Annotated in this window: 20 protein-coding genes; all 20 read left to right on the top strand. The window is 60.4% G+C overall.

Annotation, left to right across the window (positions count from 1 at the left end):
• Positions 1-6 precede the first annotated feature (6 nt).
• The gene (locus GA0061101_RS19750) at positions 7-990 is read left to right on the top strand and encodes a zinc-dependent alcohol dehydrogenase (RefSeq protein WP_092574578.1); all 984 of its coding nucleotides are present in this window, start codon (positions 7-9) and stop codon (positions 988-990) included.
• A gap of 3 nt (positions 991-993) precedes the next feature.
• The gene (locus GA0061101_RS19745; RefSeq protein ID WP_092574576.1) at positions 994-2052 is read left to right on the top strand and encodes an SDR family oxidoreductase; all 1059 of its coding nucleotides are present in this window, start codon (positions 994-996) and stop codon (positions 2050-2052) included.
• Positions 2053-2071: 19 nt separating this feature from the next.
• On the top strand, positions 2072-2953 hold the full coding sequence (locus GA0061101_RS19740; RefSeq protein WP_051963733.1) for an intradiol ring-cleavage dioxygenase: 882 nt from the start codon (positions 2072-2074) through the stop codon (positions 2951-2953).
• Positions 2954-2963: 10 nt separating this feature from the next.
• The gene (locus tag GA0061101_RS19735; RefSeq protein WP_092574573.1) at positions 2964-4028 is read left to right on the top strand and encodes a maleylacetate reductase; all 1065 of its coding nucleotides are present in this window, start codon (positions 2964-2966) and stop codon (positions 4026-4028) included.
• A 198-nt stretch (positions 4029-4226) separates the two neighbouring features.
• Complete coding sequence (locus GA0061101_RS19730; RefSeq protein ID WP_047563120.1) at positions 4227-4511, top strand: YciI family protein; 285 nt, start codon at positions 4227-4229, stop codon at positions 4509-4511.
• 365 nt (positions 4512-4876) lie between these two features.
• Positions 4877-5902 (top strand): ABC transporter permease, encoded by a 1026-nt coding sequence (locus GA0061101_RS19725; RefSeq protein ID WP_092574571.1) that lies wholly within the window; start codon positions 4877-4879, stop codon positions 5900-5902.
• Positions 5899-6966: a substrate-binding domain-containing protein gene (locus tag GA0061101_RS19720; RefSeq protein WP_037198022.1), complete on the top strand. Its 1068-nt coding sequence runs from the start codon at positions 5899-5901 to the stop codon at positions 6964-6966. Before GA0061101_RS19725 ends, GA0061101_RS19720 begins: the two co-directional genes overlap by 4 nt.
• A 176-nt stretch (positions 6967-7142) precedes the next feature.
• On the top strand, positions 7143-9542 hold the full coding sequence (locus tag GA0061101_RS19715; RefSeq protein WP_208865018.1) for an ATP-binding cassette domain-containing protein: 2400 nt from the start codon (positions 7143-7145) through the stop codon (positions 9540-9542).
• A gap of 68 nt (positions 9543-9610) precedes the next feature.
• A complete protein-coding gene (locus GA0061101_RS19710) occupies positions 9611-10147 on the top strand; it encodes a VOC family protein (protein ID WP_092574568.1) in 537 nt (178 codons plus the stop codon).
• A 351-nt stretch (positions 10148-10498) separates the two neighbouring features.
• Complete coding sequence (locus GA0061101_RS19705; RefSeq protein ID WP_037198023.1) at positions 10499-11482, top strand: GlxA family transcriptional regulator; 984 nt, start codon at positions 10499-10501, stop codon at positions 11480-11482.
• 250 nt (positions 11483-11732) lie between these two features.
• Positions 11733-13406: an ABC transporter substrate-binding protein gene (locus tag GA0061101_RS19700; RefSeq protein WP_037198024.1), complete on the top strand. Its 1674-nt coding sequence runs from the start codon at positions 11733-11735 to the stop codon at positions 13404-13406.
• 78 nt (positions 13407-13484) lie between these two features.
• On the top strand, positions 13485-14498 hold the full coding sequence (locus GA0061101_RS19695; protein ID WP_037198025.1) for an ABC transporter permease: 1014 nt from the start codon (positions 13485-13487) through the stop codon (positions 14496-14498).
• A 3-nt stretch (positions 14499-14501) separates the two neighbouring features.
• A complete protein-coding gene (locus GA0061101_RS19690) occupies positions 14502-15377 on the top strand; it encodes an ABC transporter permease (RefSeq protein WP_037198026.1) in 876 nt (291 codons plus the stop codon).
• A 32-nt stretch (positions 15378-15409) separates the two neighbouring features.
• Positions 15410-17470 (top strand): dipeptide ABC transporter ATP-binding protein, encoded by a 2061-nt coding sequence (locus tag GA0061101_RS19685; RefSeq protein ID WP_342587922.1) that lies wholly within the window; start codon positions 15410-15412, stop codon positions 17468-17470.
• Positions 17467-18738 (top strand): MFS transporter, encoded by a 1272-nt coding sequence (locus GA0061101_RS19680; protein WP_051963748.1) that lies wholly within the window; start codon positions 17467-17469, stop codon positions 18736-18738. Before GA0061101_RS19685 ends, GA0061101_RS19680 begins: the two co-directional genes overlap by 4 nt.
• Positions 18735-20168, top strand: coding sequence for a dihydropyrimidinase (gene hydA / locus GA0061101_RS19675; RefSeq protein WP_037198027.1), 1434 nt, complete (start codon positions 18735-18737; stop codon positions 20166-20168). The genes GA0061101_RS19680 and hydA overlap by 4 nt, the downstream gene beginning before the upstream one ends.
• Complete coding sequence (locus GA0061101_RS19670) at positions 20165-20938, top strand: SDR family NAD(P)-dependent oxidoreductase (RefSeq protein WP_037198028.1); 774 nt, start codon at positions 20165-20167, stop codon at positions 20936-20938. The genes hydA and GA0061101_RS19670 overlap by 4 nt, the downstream gene beginning before the upstream one ends.
• 35 nt (positions 20939-20973) lie before the next feature.
• Positions 20974-22014 carry an NAD-dependent epimerase/dehydratase family protein gene (locus tag GA0061101_RS19665; protein WP_037198029.1) on the top strand — a complete coding sequence of 347 codons (1041 nt, stop codon included), beginning with the start codon at positions 20974-20976 and terminating at the stop codon, positions 22012-22014.
• Positions 22014-22955, top strand: a complete 942-nt coding sequence (locus GA0061101_RS19660) for an allantoinase PuuE (RefSeq protein ID WP_037198030.1) — start codon at positions 22014-22016, stop codon at positions 22953-22955. The genes GA0061101_RS19665 and GA0061101_RS19660 overlap by 1 nt, the downstream gene beginning before the upstream one ends.
• Positions 22849-24651, top strand: coding sequence for a thiamine pyrophosphate-requiring protein (locus GA0061101_RS19655; RefSeq protein WP_342587921.1), 1803 nt, complete (start codon positions 22849-22851; stop codon positions 24649-24651). Before GA0061101_RS19660 ends, GA0061101_RS19655 begins: the two co-directional genes overlap by 107 nt.
• Positions 24652-24662 lie beyond the last annotated feature (11 nt).

The raw sequence follows: 24662 nt of genomic DNA, 5'->3' as shown, positions 1-24662 counted from the left end.
GAAGACGTGAAAGCTCTGGTTTTCGAGGCCCCGGAAAAGCCCGTAATCGTCGACATCGGCATGCCTGACCTGTCGCCCAACGAGGTCCTGGTTCACACGAAGGCAGTCGGCATCTGCCACTCCGATTACGAGTTGCTGGCCGGACGCTACATCATCCCGATCTCCTATCCGGTCACGCCCGGCCACGAATGGAGTGGTGAAATCGTCGAGGTTGGCCGCAATGTGACCGGCTTCAAGAAGGGCGACCGCGTTGTTGGGGAGTGTGTTGTGCGCACCCCGGAGCGGCTGCACCATTTCGGTTTCTCCATGAGCGGCGCGGATCGCGAATTCTTCGCCGTGAATCCGGAATGGCTTCACAAGCTGCCCGATGCCGTCGATGACAAGAAGGCCGCGCTGATCGAGCCCTTTACCTGCGGCTTCTACGCCGTGTTGCGCTCGGGGGGCACGAATGCCAGCGAAACCGTCGTCGTTTCCGGCGGCGGTACGATCGGGCTGGTATCGGCCGCAGCAGCGATCGGCATGGGCGCTCGCGTCATCGTCGTCGATCCGCTTGCATCGCGGCGCGAAGTGGCAAAGCGCCTCGGAGCGGATAGGGCCATTGACCCCTCGGATGGAGATGCCGCCGAGAAAATTCGTGAACTGACCGGAGGGCATGGTGCCGATCTGGTGATCGAGGCATCCGGCCATGACGCATCCTTGGCGGCGGCGTTCGACTATGCCCGCGAAGAGGGCCGGATGTCGATGGTAGGGATCAACATCGGACGCAAAGTGCCTGCCGTCATTGGCCAGATACAGATGAAGAACCTGACCGTGCGTGGCTGCATCGGATCTCCCGGCGTCTGGCCGGCCGCCATTCGCTTCCTTGAGCGGACGGGCATCGATCTGTCGCCGATCCAGACGCACGATTTCGCGCTGACCGATGCTGTCAACGCCTTCTCGTTTGGCCAGGATCCGACGAAGAGCATCAAAATCACGCTGCTGAATGGTTGAGCCATGAACAAACACGCACTTATAGTCGGCGTTACCGGGATCACCGGAAGCAATCTCGCCGAAAATCTTCCGGCTGAAGACGGTTGGACGGTATCGGGCCTGTCTCGGTCGCGAAGCCCGATCGCAGGCGTGAAGACATTGATCTGCGATCTCGTCGATGCCAATTCCGTTCGTACGGCGTTGACGGAAGCGAGACCGAGCCATGTCTTCATCACCGCGTGGTCGCGTCAGGAGACCGAGACAAAGAATTGCGAGGTCAATGGTGCGATCGTTCGCAATGTGCTCGATGCCTTGCAGGGGCGAGGGGTGGAGCATGTTGCCCTGACGACGGGCACGAAACATTACCTTGGCCCCTTCGAATCCTACGCCAAGACGCAGCCGGAGACGCCGTTCCGCGAGGAGCAGGAACGCCTGCCGGGAGAAAACTTCTACTATGTGCAGGAAGACGAAATCTTTGCGGCCGCCGCGAGGGACGGCTTTACTTGGTCCATTCATCGCCCGCATACGCTGATCGGTTATGCGGTCGGAAACGCGATGAACATGGCTGCCACACTTGCGGTCTACGCCTCCATCTGCCGGGAAACCGGCCGGCCTTTCGTCTTCCCCGGTTCGCCCGAGCAGTGGCAGGCGGCAACGGACGTTACCGATGCCAGGCTGCTAGCGAAACATCTCAAATGGGCAGCGACGACGAAGTCAGCCGCCAACCTCGCGTTCAATGTCGTCAACGGCGAAGTGTTTCGTTGGAAATGGCTTTGGCCGCGCCTCGCGAATTACTTCGGTCTCGAAGCTGCGCCTTACTCGGGAGTACCCACGCCGCTGGAAGAACAGATGGGCGGAGCGGGGCCGATCTGGGACGAGATGGTCAAGAAGTTCGATCTCCAGCCGAACGCGCTCTCGCGCGTGGCCTCTTTCTGGCATTCGGATGCGGATCTCGGTCGCCAGATCGAGACGTTCAATGACATGGGCCGCAGCCGCAAGCTCGGCTTTCTCGACTATCAGGATACGACAAGCTCGTTCACAGATGCGTTCGATCGGCTGCGAGCGGATCGGATCATACCTTAGGATGTCAGGAGTGCAGCATATGTCCGAGCAAGCGAGCGCGAGCACGTCGCCGTCCGGCTTTTTCACCGAGGAGAACTCGGTCGCGACCGTCAACGCCCGAATGGGCAGGGATGTCGATCCGCGCCTCGCAGAGGTGATGGCTTGCCTCGTCAAGCATCTCCACAACTTCGCACGCGAGATCAACTTGACCCAGGATGAATGGGACTTTGGCATCGATTTTCTGACGCGGACCGGGCAGATCTGCACGCAGGAGCGGCAGGAGTTCATCCTTCTGTCCGATACGCTCGGCCTGTCGATGCTGGTCGATGCGATCAATAACCGGCGTCCGTCCGGCGCCACCGAGAACACGGTCTTCGGCCCCTTCCATGTCGAGGGCTGCCCCGTTCGCCAGATGGGCGATCAGATCTGCCTGGACGGCAAGGGCGAAAGCTGTCTCTTCATCGGACGCGTGCTCGATCTCGATGGCAATCCGGTCGCAGGAGCCAAGATCGACGTTTGGTCCGACAACGCGGAAGGCTATTACGACGTCCAGCAGCCCGATATCCAACCGAAGTGGAACAACAGGGGCGTCTTCGTGACAGGCGCGGATGGACGCTACAGCTTCGTCGGCATCAAGCCCGTCTCCTATCCGATTCCCGATGACGGGCCGGTCGGCAAGATGCTGAACAGCCTCGGCCGCCACCCGTATCGGCCGGCGCATATGCACTACATGGTTCGCGCGGAAGGGTTCCAGAAGCTGGTGACGCACACCTTCGTCGGCGGCGATCCCTATCTGAATTCCGATACAGTGTTCGGGGTCAAGAAGACGCTTGTCGCGCCGTTCACGCGTGTCGAGAGCGGAAACACGCTCTGGCGCTCGGACTATGACTTCGTGCTCGCACGGCCTCGTCAGACACGATAGGAGCGAGGAATTGCAAAACTTCGTCTACAATGGAAACCCCGGCCGGGTCATCTTCGGGCGCGGCACGGTCGTGCGCCTTCCCGAAGAGGCCGAACGGCTGAAGGCGCGACGCATCCTTGTGCTCTCCACGCCTGAGCAAGCCGAGCAGGCGGCTGATATCGCGCGGCATATGGGATCCAACGTCGTCGCGACCTATTCCAAGGCGCAGATGCATACCCCCGTCGAGGTGACGACCGATGCCATGCGATTTGTGGAACAACATGCCGTCGATGCGCTGCTATCCATTGGAGGTGGGTCGACGACCGGCCTCGGCAAGGCCATCGCCTTTCGCACCGATTTGCCGCAGATCGTCGTGCCGACCACCTATGCGGGCTCGGAAGCAACCCCGATCCTCGGCGAGACCGAGAGCGGCCGCAAGGTCACGAAGTCGGATCCGCGCATTCTTCCGGAAGTCATCGTCTACGACGTCGATCTGACGCTGACGTTGCCCGTTTCCCTTTCCGTGACCAGCGGCATCAATGCGATCGCCCACGCCGTCGAGGCGCTTTACGCGAGGGAGGCCAATCCGATCATCTCGCTCATGGCGGAAGAGGGGATCGGGGCGATCGCCCGCGCCTTGCCGCGCATCCATTCGAACCCGAGAGATGAGGACGCCCGCGCGGATGCGCTTTACGGCGCCTGGCTTTGCGGCGTTTGCCTTGGCTCCGTCGGCATGGCATTGCACCACAAGCTCTGTCATACGCTGGGGGGCATGTTCAATCTGCCGCATGCGCAGATGCACACGGCAGTCCTGCCGCATGCGGTGGCCTACAACGCCGACGCGACGCCGGCGGCGATGGCTCGGCTGGGCAAGGCTCTCGGCATTGCCGATCCGGCTGCAGGACTTTTCGACCTTGCCAGTGGGCTCGGCGCAACGATGTCGTTGAAGAACCTTGGAATGCCCGATGACAGTGTCGAGGCCGCCGTCGATCACGCGATGTCGAACGCCTATTGGAACCCCCGCACATTGGAAAAGCGCGCATTGACCGACTTGCTCGAACGCGTTTTCCGTGGAGACGCGCCGAGGGCCGCATGAGTTATGGCGGGGCACTGTCGACCGGCGGCGCCTCGACGAATTTCGGTGGGAAACCGTGCAGTTATCCAGAAGTCCAAAATGGATAATTCCGTTGTTTTCTTTGGCTTTACTCCGTCTACCATTACTTCTGGGATATTTGGAATGTCCGCATGTCGGGGGAGACGGAAGGACGATTTGGCTGGTGAGGAGCTAGAAGTCATGCTTGCGGTTCGCGTCGCTATTTCCAATCCCGAAAAGGCGGCGGCACGCGCGGCCTATCTGGAGGATCACAAGCGCCATCTGCGATCGGGCCGACTCTGCATCGTCCAATCCGGACCGATCCTCGACGAAGCCGGCAAAGGCAGCGGGGGAGTTGTCGTAGCGGATGTCGTCTCGCTCGAAGAGATGCGTCGGTTCAGTGCGGAGGATCCTTTTGTCCTCCACGAAGTCTATTCGAGCATCAGCATCTACGAATGGCGACCAACGATCGGCGCTCGCGGATAGGGCAACTGCAATCGGACGGTCTGCATCTCTGCAGCAGCTGATTCTGAGGAGGAGGAGGGAACATGAAAGCGGTAGGCACACTCAACTGGGACAGTATTCGCAATTGGCTCGCAGAAGCAGGAAGCGCCTGTAGCGGATACTATTTTGACCACGCGGAAGCGCCAAAGGCTCGCGTAAAGCTGTTGCCTCGTCGACGGTGTGACCGGTCAGAAAGTGCCGGATCGGCTGCAGATTGGCCGGATAGCAACCGCGAACTCTGACACCGGTCTGACATCTCTTTTGGCGTCTACCGAACGCGCTGCGCGGCCTTTGCGTCGGGGGCGCGAGGGTGTTGCCGCGAACATCAGTGTGAAAGGCGGACTTGGATGACGAACGCTACCCCCATTGCTTCAAATGCATTTCCCAGGGAGACAATATTGTCAACGCCGTTGGCTCGAAGCTTCGTGACAGTCGTTTTCTCGACACTCGTTCTTCTCGTCGTGTGCCTGCTCTTCGCGCCTTCGAGCGTTTCCTGGGGGGCGCTATCGGGAAGTCTGCCTTTTGCGGCGACCATTGCCATCGTTGGCTTGGGGCAGTTACTGGTTGTGCAACAGGGTGGTTTCGATCTCTCGCTCCCCGGAGCTGTTTCGCTTGCTGTGGTCGTTTCAACGCATCATCCGCATCAGGATGATGGGCTGCTCTATCAAGCCGTGTTGCTCGCGATCGCGTTCGCCCTCGTCGCAGGCTTCCTGAACGGCATCCTCGCGAGCTTCTTTCGGCTGAACGCTATCATTGCAACGATCGGTACCAACGCCCTGCTTTATGGAGCAGTGTTCGCGACATCCGGTGGTGTTCCCTCGATCACCACGAACCTTCTCGCCGAGATTGCAGGCGGCGAGACATTGGGGCTTCCGAACTCGGTCTACTTCGCGCTTGGTGCCACCGCCATCGTCTCGTTCTTGCTCAAGAAGACAGTGGTCGGGCGGAGATTTGAGGCGATTGGCGCCAATCCATTGGCGGGGCGAGCCGCCGGGCTTCGTGTGCGTCTCCACCGGATGATGGCTTATGTCTACGCGCAGCTTCTTTACTGCCTGGCCGGCATTCTGATCGCTGGCATCACTCGCGAGCCGACTGCCTTTCAGGGTGACAGCCTGCTGCTGCCATCCGTTGCGGTCGTGGTTCTTGGCGGGACCTCGCTCCTCGGCGGGCGAGGATATCCGATCTCGACGGTAATCGCGGCGTTCTTCCTTAACCAATTGAGCCAATTCGCACTCTCAGTCGGGGTTCCGTTTTCGGCTCAAACCATCATTCAGGCCTTGGCTCTGGGTTTTGGCATCGGTGTTTACTCACTCCGCTGGAGCGTAAACGTAAGACAAGCGGCTGGAACAAAAAATGTGGAGGAGAAGAAATGAAATATTCTAATTTTGCGAAGGGCTTAGCCGTCTCCGTTGGGGCGGCGGTTATGGCACTCGGCAGCGCCAACCTGGCCAAAGCTGAGGCGCCTTCCTGGTGCGGACCAAAGAAGGCAACGCTAGCGCTGCTCGACGGTTACGGCGGCAACAGTTGGCGGCAGGTGACGACGGCCTCTGGTAAGCAGACGGTGGAGCTTTGCCCCAGCATCACGAGGTACGAATATGCGGACGGTCAGGGCGACACACAGAAGTCCATCTCGGACATCAAGAGCATGGCAGCGAAGGGCGTTGATGCGCTCGTGGTATTCGGTGACGCCGGCCCCGCTGTGCTTCCGGCGATAACCAGTGTCTTTAAGTCGGGCAAGATCATCGTGCCCTATCGCGTGGCAGTCGGCGGCAAGGAGGGTGTGAACTATTCCAAGTTCATTGGCTCGTCCTTCGAAAACGACGGGGCGACCTGGGGCAAATGGATCAAGAGCGTCCTTCCGAAGGGTGGAAACGTGCTGTTCCTGAGCGGACCGGCAGGTAACAGTCAGGGATTGGACGAACTCAAGGGTCTGAAGAGCGTTTTGGGTCCGGAATATGTTTTCGTCAATGCGCAGCCTTTCGATGTCACCAACTGGGATCCGGCGCTGACCCAGAAGGTCCTGACGGCGGAAATTGCCAAGAATGCCAAGATCGACGTCATCGTCTCCGACTTCGGCCCGTCATTGGTTGGCGCGTTGCCCACATTCACCAAGCAGGGCAAGTCGATCCCCGCGCTCGCGACCTCCGACGGCAATTCGCTAGGCTGCTTCTGGCATGACAACCAAGCAAGTAATCCGGATTTCAAGCTGTTCACGGTCGCGACTGGCAATGACAATGTGAGGCTCGCTGTACAATGGGCCGTCGCACTTGCAACGGGCGGCGAGAAGCCGAAGGACGCAATCTTCAAGGCGCCGGCTTTCGAGGACTCTGTATCGGGCAAGCCGAATACGGTTCTGTGCCGCAAGGATTTGCCAGGCGCGATTTACATGTCCTCTGAGCTCCCGGCCGAAGATCAAGCCAAGGTCGTCGGCCGGTGATCGAAATACATGCATGAAATTCCCCGGAGGGAAAACCCTCCGGGTAGGCTTCCCAAGACGGATAACAGGATATGGCGGAACTAGGGGTTAAAGAGATCGAGGCGGGCACGGGAGACGTGGTCATCCGACTAGCTGGCATCTACAAGTATTTCTCGGTCGTTCCGGCACTCAGCGATGTGAGCGTCGAGTTCTACCCAGGCGAGGTGCATGCGATTCTCGGCGAGAATGGTGCCGGCAAGTCGACGCTAATGAATATTATCTCGGGAATACTTCAGCCGACGGAAGGAGAGATCAGTTTCGAAGGGCAGCCCATCCATCAAATGACTCCTGAGGTGGCGAAGTCTCACGGCATCGGCATCTGCTTTCAGCATCCCGCCATTCTCGAAGACCTCTCTATCCTGGAAAATCTACGGGTGGCGTTGCCCGCATCCGTTTTCTCGGGCCGGCCACCACAAGAGGTCGTGCAGCAGGTCTTGGATACGGTTGGGCTGCGGGTGCCGCTACGCATGCGCGCCGATAGCCTGACGGTGGCGCAGAAGCATTTGCTCGAAATTGCAAAAGCGCTCGCACTCAAGCCGAAGGTTCTCATTCTTGACGAGCCAACCGCCTCTCTCGATCAGGAATCGACAGACATGTTGTTTGATCGAATCCGTGAGATTGTCGGCGCCGGGACCTCCGTCATCTACATTACACATCGTCTTGCTGAGCTTAGACAGATCGCCCACCGGGTCACTGTGTTGCGCGATGGACGCGTCCGCGGTGCAGAACTGGTGCGGAACATCAGCGATGCCGATCTCGTGAGCCTCATCGTGGGGCGCACGCTCAAGGCAGCTTTTCCGCCGAAGTCTCAACGGGCTTCCGAAGAGATAAGCTTTTCCATCGCCGGGGCGAACTCGAAGGATCTAACGGATGTGAGCTTTGATGTGCCCCGCGGCCAGATCGTCGGCGTTGCCGGCGTGGCGGGTAACGGGCAGCCGGAGCTTATGCGCGTGCTCGCTGGGTTACAGCCGACGGAGGGTACGATTACTCTGCGCGGTCGCGTGCTCAATCAGCACGAATTGTTGCGCGAAGCCGCCTTCATGCCTTCGGACCGGCACATTGAAGGTGTCGCAAGCGGCTTGACTGTTCGCGAAAACGCGACGTTTTCGGCGCTTGAGAAGTTTGCGGTCGGCGGAATCATTAGCCGAAAAAAGGAGCTCGCTCAGGTCGAGTCCATCTTCGGTGAATTGGCGGTAAAAACTCCCAGCATGGAAGCGCCAATTCTGTCGCTATCCGGCGGAAACCAACAGAAAGTAGTAATGTCCCGAGCGCTTTTGTCGGAGCCGGGCCTCATCATTGCCGATGAACCGACGCAGGGCGTGGATGTTGGGGCGCGGTTTGAAATTTACCGCATTCTCCGGGAAGTGTCGGCTTCGGGGACACCCGTTATAGTGAATTCATCCGACGCGGTCGAACTTGAGGGGCTCTGCGACAAGGTGGTCGTGATGTCGAGAGGACATCTCGTCGAGACTTTAGTCGGTAACGAAGTCACGGAAGAGCGCATAGTAGCGGCAGCCGTCAAGGCAGAAACGCACGGCGGCGGAAGCGCTTCGAGGGTCAAGGCGGCGAAAACAAGTTGGATCGCGCATTTCCTGCAGTCCGATAATGCGCCGGCCGTTCCCTTGGCTCTCGTCACAGTCCTTCTCGGGCTCTATGTGTACGGCCAGAACGAAAACTTCCTTTCGGTCTACAATATCTACAACATTTTCCTCCTCGCAACAGCACTGGGCTTCATCGCGATGGGGCAGACGGTAGCATTGCTAATGGGCGGCATCGATCTCTCTGTCGGCCCGCTTGCCGGCTTCCTCGTCGTCGTCGCGTCCTTCTTCATCAATGATGACAAGTCTGCGGTCATGATGCTGGCAGGATTCCTGCTGATGTTCGCGGGCGCATTCATTACCGGGACAATTAACGGGGTCCTGATACGTTTCGCGAACTTTACGTCCATCGCGGCGACGCTCGCCATGTATATCGCTATACAAGGCTTGAGCTTCCTTCTACGCGACAACCCGGATGGCTACATAAGCTCCGCCGTCACGGATTGGGTCAACTGGCAATGGGGTCCGTTCCCTGTTGCTTTCCTCACGCTGGTGGCTGTCGCCGGGGTTGGGGAATATATATTGCGCCGAACGAAGGCAGGCTGGCGCTTGAGGGCGATCGGCTCGGACGAGCACTCCTCCCGCAGGACCGGCATTCGGGTCGATCTGACGTTCATTATGGGGTATATCGCCTGCTCATTGCTGACTAGCCTCGGCGCGGTAATGCTGATGACTCAGATTGGCGTCGGCGACCCTCGTCAGGGCATCAACTACACGCTTTCCAGCATCACGGCTGTGGTTCTTGGCGGAACTAGCCTAACGGGCGGGCGCGGGACGTTCGTCGGAACGATACTTGGCGCCGTCCTGCTCACCGAAGTCCTCAACGCGGTGACGTTCTTGGGACTTACACAGACTTATCAGTATCTTTTCCAGGGCGTCCTGATTGTCGTCGCCGCGCTCATCTATTCGACGGTGCGCAGACGAGAGGTCTCCCGATAGATCAGGCGTGCGAGCCGCAAAACATCAAAGTTTCAGTCATTTACCCGCATTGCGATGAGGACGATAACATGACGGACAAAATCTATGGCATGCACCATATTGGCATCACGGTACCAGATATCGACGAAGGCATCGCGTTCTTCCAAGCTGTCTTCGGTGCCATCGAGGTCTTCCGCACCGGGCCGTTCGATGTCAATCAGGATTTCATGAAGAATAAGCTCGGCGCATCTGCGCAATCAACCATTCGCGACCTGGTTTTTCTGCGCTGTGGCGAGGGAACGAGCGTCGAGCTGTTCGAATATGACGGGGAAGAAGCCTCACGACCCAAGCGGCCGTCGGAGGTCGGCGGCATGCACCTGTGCTTTGAAGTCGAAGATGTGCATGCTTCGGAGGAGCGCCTGCGTGCGCAGGGCATCGAAATGCTTGACGGCCCCAAACTGGTGGAAACAGGCCCTTTGGCGGGCTTCAACTGGATCTACCTTCGGGCGCCGTGGGGACTAATACTCGAAGTCGCAAGTTTCGATAAGCTCGGCTACGAAGAAAATTCGCCTCATCGACTGTGGAGAGCAGGTCGACTCAACCCTGACCGCCGGACAAATGAGTGATGAAGCGCGCGTGCGAGTGCTGTAATTCGTCGAGTTCACCGGGATGCCTTTTTGACTCTGAGCTCGAACCGATGCTTCACCACTCAAAGTAAGAGACTATTTGTTCGGCCGAGCGTGTCATCGCCGGCCGAAGGCGAATGGCTCTACTATTGCGCCTGCGCTTCATGACAACAACGTTATCGTTATCGATCGCGATGTTGATTTCGGACGGCTCGAATCCTTCAAAAGCGGAGCCAGCGCCAGCTTCGTATCCGTCCGGCGGAGCTTGCAATTACCCATAAGTACCCACCCAGGACGGGTTTGCATCACGTCGGATTTCCCATCGTAAAGTGATGCGGTATATCTGGTCGCATGACCCGACAGCTCTTCTCTTTCAGCCAGTTGAAGCACACGGAACGGCCAGTCCGGATCGGCTTCTTTCTTGCGACCGATTATCCACTGATGACGTTTTCCGCCGCACTTGATTCCCTGCGTCAGGGGAACCGGCTGGTCAAGCGCAAGGCCTTTGAATGGGTGCTGATTTCGACCGACGGAGCCGATGCCAAGTCCAGCAGCGGACTTGCCTTTCCCGCCGATTATTCCATGGCGCAGGCCCCGAAATGCGATATCCTGCTTGTCTTCGCGGGCGTCAATTACTCGGATGGCTACGATGCTGCCCTGTTTTCTTGGCTGCGCCGCATCTATTCCGAAGGCTGCGTGCTGGGCGGCGTCAGCACGGCGGTGTTTTACCTGGCGCGGGCGGGATTGCTAGAGGGCCGCCGATGTGCGATCCATTGGGAATCGCTGCATGCTTTCCGCAGCGAATTCCCGAACTGCCTTGCAACCGACGACATCTTCGCCGTCGATGGGCGGCTGATAACATCGTCGGGCGGCACGGTCACGCTGGACATGATGCTTTATCTCATCGCTGCCATCGAGGGGCGGGATCTTGCGGAGCAGATTTCCGATCAGTTCAATCACCCCCGCATGCGGCGGCAGGATGACGCGCAGCGCATGGTGCCCGAGGATCGTTTCGGGATCAGAAACGCCAAGCTGGGTTTCGTCGTCCGCCGCATGGAAAGCAGCCTTTCCGATCCGATCGAGATTTCCGAACTTGCCGATAGCGTCAGCATCTCGCCAAGACAATTGGAGCGGCTGTTCCGGACCCATCTGCATAAAAGTCCGTCGCAATTCTACATCGATCTACGCATGGCAAGGGCCAAGGAGCTGCTGGTTCATACCGGCCTGAGCGTTGCGGATATAGCAAGCGTCTGCGGCTATGACACGCCCTCCCATTTCAGTCGGTTTTACCGCCAGCATTTCGGCGAGACGCCGGCGGCTTGCCGCCGGCGTTGATGCCTCCCGGCCTTGGCCGCGCGCCGGGCTTTCCGAAGATTAATCCACGTCGGTGCGGCGCAACAATATGTCGGATCACGCATATTTCGCGTCGTCTCAGTGCATTCTGTCTTGCGGCTATTGCCACTAAGTTTGGGTCGACGGCGAAAACGGACATCAGATCCGCGCAGGTCGAAGCCGCAGGTCACTGCGCCGCTTCGCGTTCAGAACGATCATGGGAACAGTTTGCACGAACTCGGAGATTACAGTCTTGGACAAGAATCAGCACTCCTATATTCCGACGCTTATCAACGAACTTTCAGAAGGAAGCATCAATCGCAGGGATTTCCTGCGCAAATCGACGCTCCTCGGCCTCTCCGCGGCGGCCGCCTATTCGCTGGCAGGTCTTCCGCAGTCTTCTAGCGCCGCCAAGGCGGGTGACATGCCTAAGGGCGGCAACTTGCGCATCGGCATGCGCTGCATGGAAATCAAGGATCCACACCTGGCGGACTTCGCTGAAAAATCGAACGTCATTCGCCAGGTATGCGAATATTTGACCTTCACCGACCGCAACAATATCACCCATCCCTACCTTCTCGAAAAATGGGATGTGAGCGACGACCTTAAGACCTGGACGCTGCATGTCCGCAAGGGCGTCAAGTGGCGCAAGGGCGGCCGCGAACTCAATGCGGATGACGTCGTATGGAACCTGAAGCGCGTCAGCGACCCCAAGGTCGGCTCGTCGGTTCTCGGTCTCTTCACCGGCTACCTGGTGCAGGAGTATGACGGCGGCGAAAAGGACGACAAGGGCAACCCGAAGAAGTCCAGCAAGCTCTGGTCGGACAATGCCATCGAGAAGGTCGATGATTACACGGTCCGCCTGAACTGCTACGCACCGCAGATCGCCGTTCCGGAACATCTCTATCATTATCCGATGTTCATCCTGGATCCGGCCGACAACGGCTCCTTCGGCGCCGACGCCAACGGCACGGGCCCGTTCGAAATGACGGAATACACTGTTGGGAAGGGTGCGAAGTATAAGGCACGCACCGACTATTGGGGCACCGGTCCCTATCTCTCGACCTTCGAATTCGTTGATCTCGGCGACAATCCGGGCGCAGGCATTGCCGCCATGGCCTCCAAGCAGGTCGATGGCCTGTCGGAAGCCGACGCAGTCCAGATCAGCTCGATGAAGAACTTCCCGCATGTGGCGGTCTACAAGGTTGAGACGACGCAGACAGTCGTCGCCCGCATGCATCCCGAAGTCGAGCAGTTCAAGGACAAGCGCGTCCGCCAGGCCATGCGCTTCGCCATCGACCGCGAGAAGGTCATCCAGACATCGCTGTTGGGCGCGGGCACGCCGGCCGAAGACCATCATGTCGCGCCGTCGCATCCCGAATATGCGCCGCTGCCGAAATATCCGCGCAACATCGAAAAGGCAAAGAAGCTGCTCGCCGACGCCGGCTATCCCAACGGCTTCGAATTCGACATGGTAACGCGTCCCGATCCGATCTGGGAGCTCAACACCGCCCAGGTGCTTGCCCAGCAGTTCGCGGATATCGGCGTCAAGATCAACATCAAGTCGCTGCCGAGCGCGCAGTATTGGGAAGTCTGGACTTCAGCGCCTTTCAGCCTGACGGCCTGGGGCCATCGTCCGCTTGCCATCATGACGCTGTCGCTCGCCTACCGCTCCAACGCTGCCTGGAACGAATCCCACTATGCCAATCCGGAATTCGACAAGCTGCTGACCCAGGCCGAGGGCATCCTCGATCCGAAGGAACGCAGCAAGGTGATCGAGAAGATCGAGCTTATCATGCAGGATGACGGGCCGATCGTTCAGCCCTTCTGGCGCGTCTTCTCGACAGTGATGGACAAGAAGGTGGAGGGCTTCGAGCTCCATCCCTCGCAGTACATCTTCGCGCATCAATACGCGATCTCCGCCTGATCAAGCCTCTGGACGGTCGCCCGCAATATCAGGGCGATCGTCTGCCGGCCCATGTGAGAAAATCGGACTGATGGTGCAATGTCGAAATTCCTTCTGAAACGGCTGATCATGATGCTGCTCACCATGCTGTGTGCGTCATTCCTGGTCTTTGCCGTCTGTGAATTCACGCCCGGCAGCGTGGCTCGCAAATCTCTGGGTCCATTTGCCACGCAGCAGCAGGTCGATATCCTGAGCGAGAAGCTGAAGGCAAACGATCCGCTGATCGTCCGCTACGGCCGTTGGCTTGGCGTCCTTGTCGGCGCAATCCCCGATCCGTTGCAGGACCCAAGCACCGGGCTCAATTTCAAGGATCCGCGCGGGGCGCAGTATTTCGGCAATTTCGGTTATTCGACGCTGAACAAGCTGCCGGTCAACGACGTGATCTGGAGCAGGCTCGGCAATACGGCGATCCTCGCCGGCTTGGCCTTCCTTCTGATTGTGCCGCTGTCGATCATCTTCGGCATCCTCTCGGGTCTGAAGGAGGGCGGCGTGCTTGATCGGACGCTGTCGGTCATCTGCATCACTTTCACGTCGATTCCCGAGTTTGCATCCGGGGTCTTCCTGGTCACCCTCTTCGTCATTCTCTGGCCGGTCCTGCCTGGAACGAGCCCGCTCAACAATGACGGCGGATGGGCGGTGCCCTATCAATTCGTATTGCCCGTCGCGGTTCTCGTGATCTACGATTTCGGCTACGTCGCCCGCATGATCCGCGTCTCCATGATCGGCGTCATGGAACGGCCCTATATCCGTACCGCCGTGCTGAAGGGTATGAGCACCCGCCGCATGGTGCTCGGCCATGCACTTCGCAACGCCATGATCGCGCCTTTCACAGTGCTGCTTCTACAGATCAACTTTCTGATCAGCGGTGTTGTCGTCACCGAGCTTGTCTTTGCATACCCCGGCTTCGGCCGGCTGATCCTCGACGCCAGCCTCTTCGGCGATATCGCCACGCTGGAAGCTGCAACGCTGATCACCGTCGCCGTCGCCGTCGTCACGCAGCTGCTCGGCGATCTCGGCTACATGCTGCTCGATCCACGTATCCGGGTGAAATAGGCCATGGCAGTTCAAGACAATATCGACGGGATCAAGGTCGCAGCCGCCAAGCGCGCCGCGCGGCCGAACTGGATGCGAATATTTCATTCGAAGACTGCGATCGTCGGCCTCTTCCTCGTCGTCTTCTGGGTCGCAGCCGCGGTGCTCGCGCCCGTCCTGCCGCTGCCGTCGCCGACGGATTCGGATGTGATGGCGATGGGCAATCCTTTTCCATCGGCCACCCATTGGCTCGGCACTGATATTCTGGGCCGCGACGTGCTCGCTCGCCTGATCTTCGGTGCGCGCACCGTGCTCTTCGTCGCGCCGCTGTCGGTTGCCGTCGCCATGATCGTCGGCATCGCCATGGGCATGGTCGCCGGCTACTACGGCGGCTGGATCGACACGCTGATCAGCCGCTTCTCCGACATCGTGCTCGCCTTCCCCGTCCTCGTCATCTACGTGATCCTGATTGCCAATATCGGGCCTTCGGTGCTCAATATCGTCATCGCGACGACGATCGCCTCGTCGCCTGGCATCGGCCGCATCACCCGCGGCCTCGTGCTCGGCCTCAAGGAGCAGGAATATATCGCCGCCGCCAAGCTCAGGGCGGAGAGCACGCTCTACATCATGCTTGTCGAACTGCTGCCCAATTGCCGCAGCCTGCTGATCGTCGATGCCTGCCTACGCATCGGCTATACGATCATCACCATCGGCATTCTCGGCTTCCTCGGCCTTGGCCTCCCGCCACCGAACCCGGATTGGGGCGGCATGGTCAAGGAAAGCGTCACCGTCCTCAATGTCTGGCCGCTGATGTCGCTCATTCCGTCCGCCGCCCTTGTCAGCCTCGTTCTCGGTTTCAATCTGCTGGCCGATGGCATGCGCGAGGCATGGAAGCCATGAACCTCTCTGTCTCCAACCTGCAAGGGGCCGCAATGTCCGATGCTCCAAACTCCGAGCTAGAACCGCTGCTCGATATCAGGGATCTCAGGATCGAGTTCCGCGGCAAGAGCGAGACAGTCGTTGCGGTGCCGAAGCTATCCATCAGCGTTCGCCCGGGCGAGAGTTACGGCCTCGTCGGGGAATCCGGCTGCGGCAAGAGCACAACGGCCATGGCGATCATGGGCTATCTCGGCAATACCGGCGTGATCGCGGGTGGCAGCATCCGCTTCGATGGCAAGGAACTCGTCGGCGCCAGGGAAAGGGAACTGCGCGCGATCCGCGGCCGGCGCATCGCCATGGTATATCAGGATCCGATGAGCGCACTCAACCCGGTCAAGACGATCGGGTCGCAACTGGCCGAAGTACCGCTGCTGCATCTCGGATCGACCAAGGCCGAAGCGATGGAAATGGCTGCGGCCATGCTCGACGACGTTCGCCTGCCCGATGCCGGCGACATGCTGAAGCGGTATCCGCATCAGCTGTCGGGCGGCCAGCAGCAGCGCGCCGTCATTGCCATGGCACTTTTGGCGCGGCCCTCGCTGCTGCTGCTCGACGAGCCGACGACGGGTCTCGACGTTACGGTCGAAGCTGCGGTCATCGACCTGATCGGCGAGCTCCGCCGCCGTTACTCCACCAGCCTGCTCTTCATCTCGCACAATCTCGGCCTGATCGCCGAAACCTGCGACCGTGTCGGCATTATGTATTCCGGCGAGATGGTGGAGGAGGGCACGACCGGCGATCTCTTCCGCCGGCCGCGCCACCCCTATACGCAGGGGTTGATCGACTGCATTCCCGATATCGGCAGCGGCAAGCACAGCCGCGCGCTGGCCGCGATCCCCGGCCATATCCCTCTGCCGCAGGAGCGGCCGGTAGGCTGTTTCTTCGCGCCGCGCTGTGCCGGATTTACCGCCGGCCTTTGCGACAACCCCGGCCTTGCGCTGACCGAGGCAGGTGCCGACCATCTGGTGCGCTGCGCCCGTTGGCCGGAAATGGAACGGTCGGTCCGAAGCCTCCCCGTTGAACGCGCCCAGGTCGTGCCGAAGGAAGAGGCAATCGCGCTCTCCGATGTCACGAAGCTCTACAGGATTGGCGCCGACAAGACCGTCAAGGCCAACGAGGCCGTCTCCTTCGGCGCGCGCAAGGCCGAGATCGTCGCCCTGGTCGGCGAATCCGGCTGCGGGAAGTCGACCCTGGCCCGCATCGTCACAGGGCTCGACAGCGCCACGTCGGGATCGATCCGCATGGCAGGCGAAAATATCGCCGAGCTGCAGGCGCGGCAGCGGCCGCGCAACATGCTGCAATCGATCCAGATGATCTTCCAGAATCCCGACAGCACGCTCAACCCGTCGCACTCGGCAGCCTTTTCCATCCGCCGTTCGATCAAGAAGTTCGGCATCCGCAAGGGCAAAGCCGCTATCGAGGAGCGGGTCCGCGAACTCCTGGAGATGGTGCGGCTCTCGCCGACGGTTGCCGATAGGAAGCCGAACCAGCTCTCGGGCGGCCAGAAGCAGCGCATCGCGATCGCTCGCGCCTTTGCTGCCGATCCGTCGCTCATCGTCGCCGACGAACCGGTATCAGCACTCGATGTCTCCGTGCAGGCGGCGGTCGTGACGCTCCTTCTCGATATCCAGAAGGAGAAGCACACCACCATGCTCTTCATCAGCCACGACCTGGCACTGGTCAGGCATGTCGCCGACAAGGTCGTCGTGATGTATCTCGGCAAGGTCATGGAGCAGGGTACGGTCGAGGAGGTGTTCGGTCGCGGCACGCATCCCTATACCGAAGCGCTGATTTCGGCGATCCGCAGCCCCAATTTCGACGAAGCGCCGCGCGAACGAATCCGACTGACCGGCGAAACGCCGAGCCCGGTCAACGTGCCGGCCGGCTGTCGTTTCGCAACCCGCTGTCATCGAAAGGTCGGCGCCATCTGCGACACCGTCGCGCCGCCGATCCGGCAGATGTCGAAGACGCATCAGATCGCCTGCCATATCGAAGAAGAACGGCTGCGCGCCGAGCGGCCGATCTACGTCTTGGCGACAGGGGGGAACGAATGAGTCCCGAGACCTCCATCGAGGCGAGCTTCTGGAAGAAGGCGGCGCGCTTCCGCGCGCTCGTGCCTGTCATGGTGGCGATCTGCGTCATCGGCACGGGAAACAGCCTGCTGACGACTTCGATTTCGCTCAGTCTCAGCCTGCCGGGTATTGATCCCGGCGTCGTGCAGCTTCTCCTGACCGGGTTTCCCGTCGGTTTTCTTGCCGGCTGCCTGGCGGCGCGTTTTCTGGTCGCCCGCGCCGGTCACCGCGGTACCTTTCTGTTTGTCAGTTTCCTTGCCGCTTTCACCGGCTTCGGCTACATGGCAACGATGGCCACCCCCGTCTGGCTTGTGCTGCGTCTTCTCAATGGCTTTGCCATGGCCGTGCTGTTCGTCGTCTCGGAGAGCTGGATCAACCTCTACGCAGACCAGAGCAATCGCGGCGCGTATTTCTCGCTCTACATGATGATGACCTCGCTCGCCGTGCTCTTCGGCCAGCTGATGGTCGAGGCGGCAGGTCCGCATTCGCCATATCTCTTCCTAATGGGGGCTCTGACGATCACGGCCGGCACCCTTTACTGCCGGTTTGCGGGGCGCCCGTGGCCGGCGCTCCCGGTTCGCACTGTCCAGCCACTGCAGGTCGATGTGTCGGCCGCAGATCAGCGGTATGGCCTGTGGAAGCTCGTCATTCTGGCACCCGTCACCATCATCGCCGTCTTTCAGGCCGGCATGACGAATATGAACGTCTTCGCGCTGACGCCGCTATACGGCGCCAAGATCGCGCTTCCCGCTGCAACCACGGTCGGCCTGGTGACGGCCTTCAGCATGGGCGGCATGCTTGCCCAGACGCCGGTGGGCTGGTTGTCCGACCGGCTCGATCGCCGCTGGATGCTTCTCGTCCAGGGCGTGCTTGCCGCAACGCTCTGCGGCGGCATCATCATGCTCGCCGACGCCCATGTGCCAGTGCTTTTCGTGCTCTTCTTCCTTTACGGCGCGACCGCCTTGACCATTTATCCCGTCGGCATCGCCTTCGCCAATTCGCAGATCGATAGCCGGCATATGGTGTCGGCGTCGGGCGGCCTCCTGCTGCTGTATTCGATCGGCAATGTCATGACGCCGGGCGTCGCCGCCGGCCTCATGGATTACGTGGCGCCCTATGCGCTCTTCATCATGCTCGGCAGCGGTGCCGCGCTGGTGTCGGTAGGCGCGTGTTTCAACCTGCGGCGCAAGAGCGAACCGCAAATGGTGGATGCGGCACCCGATTGCCTGGCTTCCGGAGTGAAACAATGACTAAAGTCACTTCCTTCGATCTCGTCATTCGCGGTGGACAGGTGGTTCTCCCGACCGAGACCATTCAGACCGACATCGGAATCCGCGACGGGAAAATTGCCGCCATCGGCATAGGCCTGGCGGAAGGCCGGCAGGAGATTTCGGCCGAAGGGCGGCTCGTGCTGCCTGGCGGGGTCGATAGCCACTGCCACATGGACCAGCAGCCCTGGGAAGGCAAGGCGACGGCAGACGACTTCAATACCGGAACGCTATCCGCCCTATGCGGCGGTACGACCACCGTCGTTCCCTTCGCCATGCAGATGCGCGGCCAGTCCCTTCGGGACATCGTGGCGGACTATCACGAGCGCGCGCGGCCGAAAGCGCATATCGACTACGGCATCCATCTGATCGTCGGCGATCCCTCTCCGGAGGTTCTGCGCGACGAAATCCCGTCTCTGATCGCCGAGGGCTGCACCTCGATGAAGATCTACCTCACCTATGACGGGCTGAAGCTCGACGACTACGAGGTGCTGAACGTCCTTGATGTCGCCCGATCGCACGGCGCCATGGTGATGGTGCATGCGGAAAACGACGCCTGCATCCGCTGGCTGACGGAAAAATTCATCGCCGCCCGAAAGACGCAGCTGCGTTACCACGAGAAGGCCCATTCCGCGATTGGCGATCGCGAGGCCACCTATCGCGCCATCAGCCTGTCGGAGCTGATTGAAACGCCGATCCTCGTCAGCCACGTGGCGGCCGGCGGCGCGGTCGAGGAGATCCGCCGCGCCAAGGCGCGGGGACTGCCGATCTACGCCGAGACCTGCCCGCAATATCTCTTCCTTTCGGCCGAAGACATCGACACGCATGATCTCTCGGGCTCGAAATGCGTATGCACGCCGCCGCCGCGCGACAAGTCGAACCAGCCGGATATCTGGCGCGGCATTCTCGACGGCACGCTCGAGGTCTTTTCGTCCGATCATTCGCCGTGGAACTATGCGGACAAGATCGCCGGTGGGCCGGGCACGCCGTTCAACCGTATTCCGAACGGCATTCCCGGCATCGAGACGCGGTTGGCGCTCCTCTTTTCGGCCGGCGTAAATGGCGGGCGCATGTCGCTGCAGAAGTTCGTCGAGCTGACCTCCGCAGCTCCGGCAAGGCTCTTCGGCCTATATCCGCGCAAGGGCCTGATCGCGGTCGGATCGGATGCCGACATCGCTATCTGGGATCCGGACCGCACCGTCACCATCCACAACGACATGCTGCATCACGCCACCGACCACACGCCCTACGCGGGGCAGACGGTGCGTGGCTGGCCGGTCATGACGATCTCGCGCGGCGAGCTTGTCTGGAATGACGGAGAGGTTCTGTCTCGGCCCGGTCGCGGCCAGTTCATTCCGCGCCTGCGACCCTTCCCGCCGAAACAAGGCCTTTCCTCGGTGCTGGCATCATGACGACCGCGTCCGATCCATCGCTGTCGAGGTTGGCCGGCCGGATCGTCATGATCACGGGTGCGGCAAGCGGCATCGGAGTAGCGATTGCACGGCGCTGTGTCGCCGAAGGCGCCAGCGTGGTCTGTGCCGATCATACGGAAGGCCTCATTAACCTGCTGGCCGCAGAACTCGGATCAAGCGCCATCGCCGTCGGTTGCGATGTGACCGACGGTCGCTCGATGGAGCATGCGCTCGGCAGGGTGCGGGATCGGTTCGGGCGGCTTGATGGCCTGGTCCACAATGCCGCGGCACCGTCGCTGGATGGTACGGTGGTCGATCTCAGCGAGGAGCAATGGCGCCGCGAACTCGATGTCAGCCTTACGGGGGCTTTCTTGACCGCCAAGTTCGCTTTGCCGCTGATGGTTGAGGCCGGCGGTGGCTCGGTGGTGCTTGTCGCTTCGCAGTTCGCGCATGTGGCGACGGGCAAGGCGGTGGCCTATTGCGCAGCCAAGGCCGGTCTTGTCCATCTCGCCAAGGCCATGGCGATCGATCACGCGGATGATGGCATCCGTGTGAACAGTCTTTCGCCGGGCGCGGTGGCAACATCCCGGTTGCTCCAGCGCTGGCCGGATCTCGAGGCAGCCAACCGGCAGCTCGGCCCAGCGCATCTGCTTGGCCGGATCGCCAAGCCGGACGAGATCGCGGCGGCGACGGCCTTTCTTCTTTCTGCCGACGCCTCCTTCGTGACCGGTACCGACCTGCTCGTCGACGGCGGCTATGCGGTGCGTTGAACCATTGATTGCAACGATCTGGATAGGATTTTGAAATGACCCTTCTCGTTACCGGCGGCACAGGCTTCGTCATGAGTGTCGTGGCACGGACCTGGCTGGATCGTGATCCCGCCGCCCGCGCCGTCATCCTCGATCGCTCCGGTCTCGATGCCATGGCAGAGCGCTATTTCGCGCCTGTGCGCGATCGGCTATCGGTCATCATAGCTGACATCTGCGACCCCTCGCAATGGTCGGCTGCGCTCGATGCGCACGACATTAGTGTCATTGTGCATGGCGCGACGATCACGCCGATCTCCCGCGGCAGCGCTGCCGAAGCCAAGCGTCAGCCGGAAGCCGAGGAGCCGGCGAAGATCGTCGACGTCAATCTGATGGGCACGGTCCACATGCTGGATTGGGCGCGCAGCCGCCCCTCGGTCAAGCGCTTCATCTATGTCAGCTCCGGTTCGGTCTATCGTCATCACGGGCCGGATTGGGCCGGCGAGCCATTACCGGAGGACGGCTATGTCGCACCGCTGACACTTTACGGCATCTCCAAATTCGCCTCGGAGATGGTGGTCAATCGCTATGCAGATCTCTTCGGCATGTCGTCGCTCAGTGTTCGCCTGGCCTCGGTTTATGGCACCATGGACCGCGCGACCGAGAGCCGCAATTTCCGCCATGTCCCGAACAAGGTGGCACATATGGCGCTGGCAGGCGAGGTGGTCCGGCCAAACAGCCTGGAATCGGTCGGCGACTATATCCACTCCGTCGACGTCGCCAATGCCGTCATCGCATTGCTGAAGGCGCCGCGCCTTCGTTATCGCCATTATAATATCGGCAGCGGACGCATCTCGACGACAGGCGACATCGTTGAATGGGCGAGAGAGCGCGTGCCAACTCTGCAGGTCGAGGTCAGCCCACACGAGACCGCCAATGTCATCCAGGATGCGACGCTGAAGGACGGGATGTGGGGAGAATATGACCTTGCCCGCATCGAGCGCGACACCGATTGGCGCCCGCGCGCCGGCAAGGAAGCCTTCCACGATTACATGGACTGGATCATCGCCAACGAAGGCGTGTCCGAGGAGAAGAAGTGATGTCCGCACTAGCCAAACTGGAAAACACGGAACGCCAGGAACGCGATTTCGTCGGCTATGGCCCGAGGCCACCCTTCATGAGTTGGCCCGATGGCGTCAAGCTCGCGATCAACCTGGTGCTGAACTACGAGGAAGGCGCGGAATATTCCTGGCTGGAGGACGGCCGCAACGACAATTGGGGCGAATACAATATTCCAAACAGCCCGCCGGTCCGCGATCTGGGCACCGAGACTCATTTCGAATATGGCAGCCGCGCCGGCGTCTGGCGCTTGGCGCGCCTCTTTGATCGTACTGGCATTCCGATCACCGTGTCCGCCTGTGCCGTTGCGCTGGAGAAGAATCCTGCCGTCGTCGAGTGGATGAATGCCCGCGGCCACGACTTGCTCGGCCACGGTCTGCGCTGGAGCGAATATTCGACGGTCGAGCGCGCGGATGAAGAACGCCAACTGCACGACGCGATTGCGCTCTATCGGAAGTTGACCGGCCGGCGGCCGCTGGGCTGGAATTGTCGATCCTTCCCGAGCGTCAACACCCGCGATCTGATCGTGAAGGAGGGCGGCTTCCTCTACTATTCCGACCCCTGCAACGACGATCTTCCCTATTTCATCGATCATGATGGCACACGACTTCTCGTGGTCCCCTATTCCAAGACGCTGAACGACAGCCGATATCTGATTGCTCCGGGCTACAGCAATCCACGCGATTTCGCAGAGGATTGCCGCTCCGCAATCGATTACATGATTTCAGAAGCGGAGGAGACAGGCGGGCGCATGCTGACGATCGGCGTCCATGCTCGCTGGATGGGGCAGCCAAACCGTGCCTCCGGCCTGCGCGATGTCATCGAACATGTCCAGAAGACACCGGGTGCTGCATTCATGCGCCGGGAAGATATTGCCCGCCACTGGCTCGACAACCACGAGACCTTCAATCGCGATGCGTGACGGGAATGGGAAGGACGTCGTGCCGGTGGGGAAACGGGAGGAAAAACAGGTCATGAAGGAAATGAACGGCGCGGAGGTCGTCGCTTCCATCCTCAAGCAGGAGGGCGTGAAGCAGATCATCGGCTTTCCAAACAGCGAACTCTTCGATGCGTCGGCCCATCTCGACATTCCGCCTGTTATCACCAGAACGCCGCGGGTCGCAGTGAATATTGCCGAAGGTTACGCGCGCACCACGGCAGGTCGGGAACTCGCAGTCGTCACCGTACAATATGGCCCCGGTGCCGAAAGTGCCTTCGGTGGCATCGCTCAGGCCTATAATGATCGTGCGCCAATTCTTTTCCTGCCGACCGGCTATCCCCGCGGTTCTGAGGCGGTGGCACCAAATTTCGAGGCCAGCCGAAATTTCCGCCACATTACGAAATGGTGCGAGGCGGCGAGCCGCGTCGAGCATCTGCCAAAATTGATGCATTCCGCAATCACCCGTGTCCGTAATGGTCGTCCTGCTCCCGTGCTTCTGGAACTGCCGGTCGACCTTCTTGCCGAGAAGCTTGATCCTTCCCTTAATCTCTATCAGAGGCCACGCCGCAGCGTGCCGCAGGCGGATGCCGGTGAAATTGCCGAGCTGGTGAATACATTGCTGGCGGCGAAGAGCCCCGTGATCTTCGCCGGTCAGGGCGTGCTGGCCGGTTCGGCCTCACAAGAGCTCGTTGAATTTGCCGAGTTGCTGCGAATCCCTGTCATGACGACGCCGAACGGCAAGAGCGGTTTCCCCGAGAACCATCCGCTGGCACTTGGAACCGCCGGACGGGCGCGGCCCGCTACGATCGATCACTTCATGGACAAGGCGGATGTCGTGCTGGCGCTTGGGACAAGCCTGACGCGTTCCCACTACATCCTGCCGATCGCCAGGGACAAGGTTGTGCTGCAGGTCACCATCGACGAGGGCGATCTCGGAAAGGACTATCCCATTGCTCAGGGGGTCGTCAGCGACGTTCGTGCCGCGCTTATGCAGATGATCGCCCACGTTAGAACTGAGGGGCTGACTGCCACGGATTGTGGCGATATCGCCGGTGAGATACGCTCGATCCGAACGGCTTTCATGGAACGCTGGGTGCCATTCCTGACGGCGGACAGCGAGCCGATCTCGCCCTATCGCGTGGTCTGGGAGATCATGCGAGCGGTCGATCCGGCAAAGACGATCGTGACCCATGATGCGGGCAATCCGCGCGACCAGCTCAGTCCTTTCTATGAGGCGTCAGTGCCGGGCAGTTATATCGGTTGGGGCAAGACAACCCAGCTCGGCAGCGGTCTCGGCTTCGCGCTGGGTGCCAAGTTGGCACGCCCGGAAGCGACGGTCGTCAATCTGATGGGCGAGGCGGCGTTCGGCATGGTCGGCATAGACTTCGAGACGGCGATCCGCTGCAGTCTGCCGATCCTGACCGTCGTGATGCGCAACAATGTCCTTGGCGGCTATGCCGCAAGCATGCCGATTGCAACCGGGAAATACGGCGCGAACCGAATGTCGGGCGGGTACGCGCCGATAGCGGAGGCGCTCGGCGGTTATGGCGAATGCGTCACGTCGCCGGCAAAGCTGCGTCCAGCCCTGCTTCGCGCCATCGAAAAGGTCGGTCATGGGCAGGCTGCGCTGGTCGAGGTCGTGACGCATGAAGAGCCGCGCCTGCCGGGGCTCTCCTGATTGCGTGTATG

The sequence above is a fragment of the Martinezella lusitana genome, from assembly GCF_900094565.1.
In the GTDB taxonomy this organism is placed as follows: Bacteria; Pseudomonadota; Alphaproteobacteria; order Rhizobiales; family Rhizobiaceae; genus Rhizobium; species Rhizobium lusitanum.
Note: the sequence above shows the minus strand (reverse complement) of the source record. Positions and strands in the feature narration are given on the sequence as shown.